The organism is Moorena sp. SIO3B2, from assembly GCF_010692525.1.
GTDB classification, from domain to species: Bacteria; Cyanobacteriota; Cyanobacteriia; order Cyanobacteriales; family Coleofasciculaceae; genus Moorena; species Moorena producens.
In genome coordinates this window covers 1-5,335 of the sequence record NZ_JAAHHE010000397.1, presented here as the reverse complement: position 1 = coordinate 5,335, position 5,335 = coordinate 1, and the positions used below count along the sequence as shown (strand labels likewise).

Annotated in this window: 5 protein-coding genes; 4 read left to right on the top strand and 1 reads right to left on the bottom strand. The window is 45.4% G+C overall.

Annotated elements, in window-relative coordinates:
- Nucleotides 1-293: 293 nt before the first annotated feature.
- From pstC to F6K38_RS34530, 4 genes are all read left to right on the top strand, one after another.
- Nucleotides 294-1,151, top strand: coding sequence for a phosphate ABC transporter permease subunit PstC (gene pstC / locus F6K38_RS34545; protein ID WP_287359630.1), 858 nt, complete (start codon nt 294-296; stop codon nt 1,149-1,151).
- A 231-nt stretch (nt 1,152-1,382) separates the two neighbouring features.
- Complete coding sequence (gene pstA, locus F6K38_RS34540) at nt 1,383-2,231, top strand: phosphate ABC transporter permease PstA (RefSeq protein ID WP_502709629.1); 849 nt, start codon at nt 1,383-1,385, stop codon at nt 2,229-2,231.
- A 230-nt stretch (nt 2,232-2,461) separates the two neighbouring features.
- Nucleotides 2,462-3,307: a phosphate ABC transporter ATP-binding protein gene (locus F6K38_RS34535; protein WP_008190397.1), complete on the top strand. Its 846-nt coding sequence runs from the start codon at nt 2,462-2,464 to the stop codon at nt 3,305-3,307.
- Nucleotides 3,304-3,456 carry a hypothetical protein gene (locus tag F6K38_RS34530; protein ID WP_287250094.1) on the top strand — a complete coding sequence of 51 codons (153 nt, stop codon included), beginning with the start codon at nt 3,304-3,306 and terminating at the stop codon, nt 3,454-3,456. The genes F6K38_RS34535 and F6K38_RS34530 overlap by 4 nt, the downstream gene beginning before the upstream one ends.
- A 243-nt stretch (nt 3,457-3,699) precedes the next feature.
- Here the strand turns inward: F6K38_RS34530 and F6K38_RS34525 are convergent, their stop codons facing one another.
- Complete coding sequence (locus F6K38_RS34525; protein WP_008190393.1) at nt 3,700-4,851, bottom strand: mechanosensitive ion channel family protein; 1,152 nt, start codon at nt 4,849-4,851, stop codon at nt 3,700-3,702.
- Nucleotides 4,852-5,335: the final 484 nt, after the last annotated feature.

Sequence of the window (5,335 nt, the reverse complement as noted above, 5' to 3'; positions counted from 1 at the left end):
AAGACATTGTTAAAGAGCAAAACTTTGTCCCCCTCGAAGAATGAAGAATGAAGAATGAAGAATGAAGAATGAAGAATGAAGAATGAAGAATGAAGAATGAAGAATGAAGAATGAAGAATTATACCTTTGCTCCTTACCAATTCCCAATTCTAAATTCCCAATTCTAAATTCCCAATTCTAAATTCCCAATTCTAAATTCCCAATTCTAAATTCCCAATTCTAAATTCTAAATTCTAAATTCTAAATTCTAAATTCCCAATTCTAAATTCTAAATTCTAAATTCCCAATTCTAAATGCTCAATTTTTTTCGGAGTGATACTCTCCTGATCTCGATCCTACAAGGCTGTGCTGTGGTGGCTGGTGCTATCGTGGTGCTGATTCTTGTGTTCCTAATCACGGAAGCCCTGCCAGTATTGGGACAAGTGGGATTACTCCCCTTTTTTACCGATCCATCCTGGCATCCTGCGGAGAGTCTTTACAACTTCACCCCCATGCTTTGGGGTACCCTATTCGTCACGGCTGGGGCGATGGTAGTAGCCACACCCCTGGGCATTCTATCTGCAGTCTTTTGTCAGTATTACGCGCCTTCATCCATTGCTGGACTTTATCGACGGCTAATTGAATTGTTGGCAGGGATGCCCTCAGTTGTTTACGGATTCTGGGGTTTGGTGGAGCTAGTTCCCCTAATTGGACGCTTCCAACCACCAGGAGCCAGTCTTCTAGCTGGAATTGCGATTCTGACCCTGATGATTTTGCCAACTATTGCTCTGACCGCAGACGCTAGCTTTGCCAAAGTCGCTCCAGAATACCTACAGGGAGCAGCGGCTCTGGGACTATCCCGCTGGGCAACAGTCAGAGGTGTTGTGTTTCCGGCTGCTAAGTCGGGGCTGTTTACTGGCTTGATTTTAGGAACAGGACGGGCGATTGGAGAAACTATGGCGGTGCTGATGGTGTGTGGCAATGTGGTGCAAATTCCCAAAAGCTTATTTGAGCCGATGCGAACTCTTACTGCCAATATCGCCTTGGAAATGGCTTACGCTATGGGCAATCACCGCTCAGCACTTTTTGTCAGTGGCTTGCTGCTGATGGCAATAATTTTGGTACTGGTAGCAATTGCAGAAATGATCAGCAAGGAAGGAATCTATGAGTAAGAATCCTCTGATATCATGTCCGGTTGAATACTTACACTCTAGCCGAATCGAAGGCAGAAGGCAGAAGGCAGAAGGCAGAAGTAAAGGAGTAAGGTTTTATCGGAGAAGGTTTTTGATCACTAATTATCCGGAGATGATATGAAAACCAAGCCACAACCGACAACCAACAACCTGCAACCTGCAACCGACAACCTGCAACCTGCAACCGACAACTTCCAAGTTTCAACAGTGATGATTTGGGCGATCGCACTGTTCGTAACTGCTGTATTCCTCTGGATTTTGAGTGATATCGTCTGGCACGGTGTCGGACAAATTAACTGGGAATTCCTGACTACTGCACCAAAGAATGCTGGACGGGAAGGAGGGATTGGTCCAATTCTGGTTTCCACTGTCCTAATTTTGGGTGTATGTATGACCGTTTCTATTCCGATTGGAGTAGGCACAGCAATACTGCTAGCTGAGTTCACAGATACTAAGAGTATTTTCGGGCGTCTGGTTCGTCGTAGCTTAGATGTGCTAGCAGGGGTACCGTCGATTGTGTTTGGACTATTTGGCAATGCCTTTTTCTGCAAAACCCTAGGGCTAGGCTTTTCGATTTTATCTGGGGGGTTGACATTAGCCTGTATGGTGTTGCCAATCCTAATTCGATCAACAGAGGAAGGGTTTCGCGCCGTTACTGATGATTATCGGCTTTCTGCCACTGCCCTTGGTTTATCCCGCACTACCACTCTCTGGAATTTGCTGTTACCAGCGGCAGCACCGGGAGTAGTGGTGGGATTAGTGTTAGGGATAGGGCGAGCGATCGCTGAAACCGCAGCACTGATCTTTACTAGTGGTTATGTGGATCGGATGCCAGAGTCTTTGCTGGATTCTGGGCGATCGCTCTCGATTCATATTTTTGATTTGTCGATGAATGTAACAGGGGGAAATGCTAATGCTTACGCCTCAGCTTTAGTGTTGCTAGTGTTGTTGTTGCTGATTAATGGTACAGCAGCATGGATGACTGAGTATTGGTTGCATCGGAGGGTGGAGTCTGTTTGTAAGCAATCAGCAATCAGCAATCAGCAATCAGCTTTTTGAATAAAATAAGCTGATTGCTGACGGCTTACCTAATTACTAATTAACAATTATAGCGTTTCTCGTAGCTATGAGGTACACATTATTTTTGCCCTCTTCCCACTTCCGACTTCCCTCTTACCTGCTCCGTTCGCGTAGCGTGGCCTAAGGCCTCAGTCCCTGCTCCCTAAAACCCAGATATTTGTACCTCACAAGTCTTAGAATTTCTAGAACATTAACAATTCCCAAAAACAATGGTTAACCCTTTAAACACAATTGAAAAATTACCGGTAAGCCAGTCTATAAACGACCCATTGATTCAGACCGAGCGGCTATGTTTACATTATGGAACAAAACCGGCCTTTGCTGATGTATCGTTGCCAATTTATACAGGTTCGATTACCGCACTAGTGGGACCATCTGGTTGTGGCAAGACTAGTTTTTTAAGTTGCCTCAACCGCTTGACAGATTTGATTCCTAATGCTAAAGTTACAGGTAGAATTCGCTTTGGTTCCCTGGATGTGCTGAGTCCTCGGATGGATGCGATCGCAAAGGGTGGTGCTATGGAGCTAATTGCACTTCGCCGTCGTGTTGGAATGATTTTCCAAAAGCCAAGTCCCTTCCCCTTCTCAATCTGGAAGAATCTGGCCTTTCCGTTGCGGGAACATGGTGTTAAAAACCGGGCTAACATTGCTCAGCTCATCGAAACTGCACTCCGGGATGTGGGTTTGTGGGATGAAGTCAAAGACCGACTCCACACCTCGGCTCTTGCTCTGTCTGGTGGTCAAAAGCAGCGCCTGTGCATTGCCCGTGCCTTGGTGTTGCAACCGGAAGTACTCCTGTTAGATGAACCCTGTAGTGCCCTCGATCCCATATCCAGCGGTGTAGTCGAAGATTTGATAGCTAGGCTCAGGGGACGCTACACCCTGGTGATTGTTACCCACAACCTAGCTCAAGCTAGACGAATTGCTGACTATACTGCCGTCTTCTGGGTTAAAGAAGCAGTGGGGCGATTGATTGAATACGGCTGTGTGGAGCAGATTTTTGAATCACCTCAACAAGCTTTGACAGCTGCCTATGTCAATGGAATTAGAGGATGAAGCTGTGGTCTTCCGTGCTCCGAATTCCCGTAAGCATATGCGCTACGCCCACGCTGCTTGAGGTGCCGTCAGTGGTCAGCCGTCAGTGGTCAGTGGTCAGTGGTCAGCCGTCAGCCGTCAGCTTATTTTATTCAAAAGCTGATAGCTGATAGCTGATAGCTGATAGCTGATAGCTGATATAGCAATTCTTATACCCATGAGGTACAAATATCTGGGTTTTAGGGAGCAGGGAGCAGGGAGCAGGGACTTCGGAAGAGGGAAGAGGGAAGAGGGAAGAGGGAAAAAATAATGTGTACCTCATAGCTATCAGCTATAGCTGATAGCTGATAGCTGATAGCTGATAGCTGATAGCTGATAGCTGATAGCTGATAGCTGATAGCTTACGATTGTTCCTAATTCATACTGGTGTCAGGCAACCAGTTAAGTTCCTTTCTCAGATAAACATGGAGCTGATTAATCTCCTCGTTTTCCAGGATTTCTAATACGGCTAGATTCAAGTTGCTCTGGACATCATAGTAGAGCTTGGGCTCAATCACAAATACCCTAATTTTAATCACACGAGCATTCTGTTCAAGGCGAGAAAATACAACTAAAATTTTCTCCTTGTTCAAGCCATCGATAGAGGAAACGTTTTCTTTAATAGCCTGACAAATTCGCCTAGTTTGCTCAGCCGAAATCCCATCAATTTTCAGATTTAAATTTATGCCCCACTGAACCGTATCGCCAGTCTTATCTGACCAATTTGCAAAAATTCCAGAAATCATTTTAGAATTGGGAAGTTTTTTGATATAACCCCACTCAGTAATAAGAAGCCTTGTACTTCTCAGACCAATATTGAGTATCTTAACCCTACCACTTACTCCGTCCAATACTATCACGTCACCGGGTTTATAGAGACCATCAGCGTAGATAATCACCGTACAACACCAGTCATAGACAATGTCTTTGAATAACAAACCTAAGGCGACACCTGCGCCACCGAGTAGACCGATCAGTGCACCGGCAGATGCCCCCAACACAATCTCACTGGCTTTAATGGCAGCAATCAGGATTGCTGCGATCTGAAAAAGCTTTGGGAAGTACGGCACGAACAAATCGTCGAGTTCAGTTTCAGTGTTTGCCGCCAATCCGGCTAGAAGCTCCCCCAGTAGTGGAGCAGCACGGTAAAGAATATAGGTAGCAATGAACAGAACGCTCACAAACAGAAACTCCGGGATTTTCTGATTCTGTGTATCACTAAGATGGGTTGCCACAACTAGATGTACTAGCCATAGTCCACCGATCCAAATTAGCCAGCCTAATGGTTGCTTAAGAATCCTAATGAACTCATCGTCATGGGTGGTTTCTGTACCGCTAGTCAGACGCTCGAGTCTGTGAATGATTATTGAAGTAAACAACCCTCGCAATATATGGGTGAAGAGGAGGATGAGCACCACAATCACTATCGTGGCAACAGGAATGTTGGGGAGCTGGAAGTCGGATTCAAAGATCCTTTCTTTGATTAGGTTGATTGTACTGTTGATTGTACTCTTAAGGTTTTCCATCGTTTCGACCAAAATACACTAACAGAGATCGACCTGTGCTTAGTTAAATGGCAAGTCGATGGCAAGTCTCTTGGTGGAATGATTTTACTATAAGTTGCGAATTTACCGAATAGTGCTAGGTATGCAATCAACATGATTTAGAGCGATTGCCCGTTTGGGCAGCACCCTAGGAGCCAGTTTGAAAGGTTTACTATCTGTTTGGAGGAGACGTATTCGGTCAATCAACTCGGCAATTTACCGAAAAGTATTAGCTAGTACAAGACGGCAGAAATAGCGATGCATTACTGTAAGCATTCAGCTGTTAGCTTTGGCCAACGGCCAACGGCTGACAGCTGAGGGCTGAATGCTTACCCATTACTAGCTATTGGTTTTGCAATCACGAATCAACTTCCCAGTTCCGTTGATTACAGCCATGGGCTTGTATAGCAGTCGCCAGGGCAGTTAGGACATGACAAAAGTCTCACACCCTTTGTAAGCGATGCAG

Coding starts and splice junctions, on each gene's coding strand:
- F6K38_RS34525 (WP_008190393.1), bottom strand. CDS start 4,851: ATGGAAAACCTTAAGAGTACAATCAACAGTACAATCAACCTAATCAAA.
- F6K38_RS34535 (WP_008190397.1), top strand. CDS start 2,462: ATGGTTAACCCTTTAAACACAATTGAAAAATTACCGGTAAGCCAGTCT.
- F6K38_RS34530 (WP_287250094.1), top strand. CDS start 3,304: ATGAAGCTGTGGTCTTCCGTGCTCCGAATTCCCGTAAGCATATGCGCT.
- pstA (WP_502709629.1), top strand. CDS start 1,383: ATGATTTGGGCGATCGCACTGTTCGTAACTGCTGTATTCCTCTGGATT.
- pstC (WP_287359630.1), top strand. CDS start 294: ATGCTCAATTTTTTTCGGAGTGATACTCTCCTGATCTCGATCCTACAA.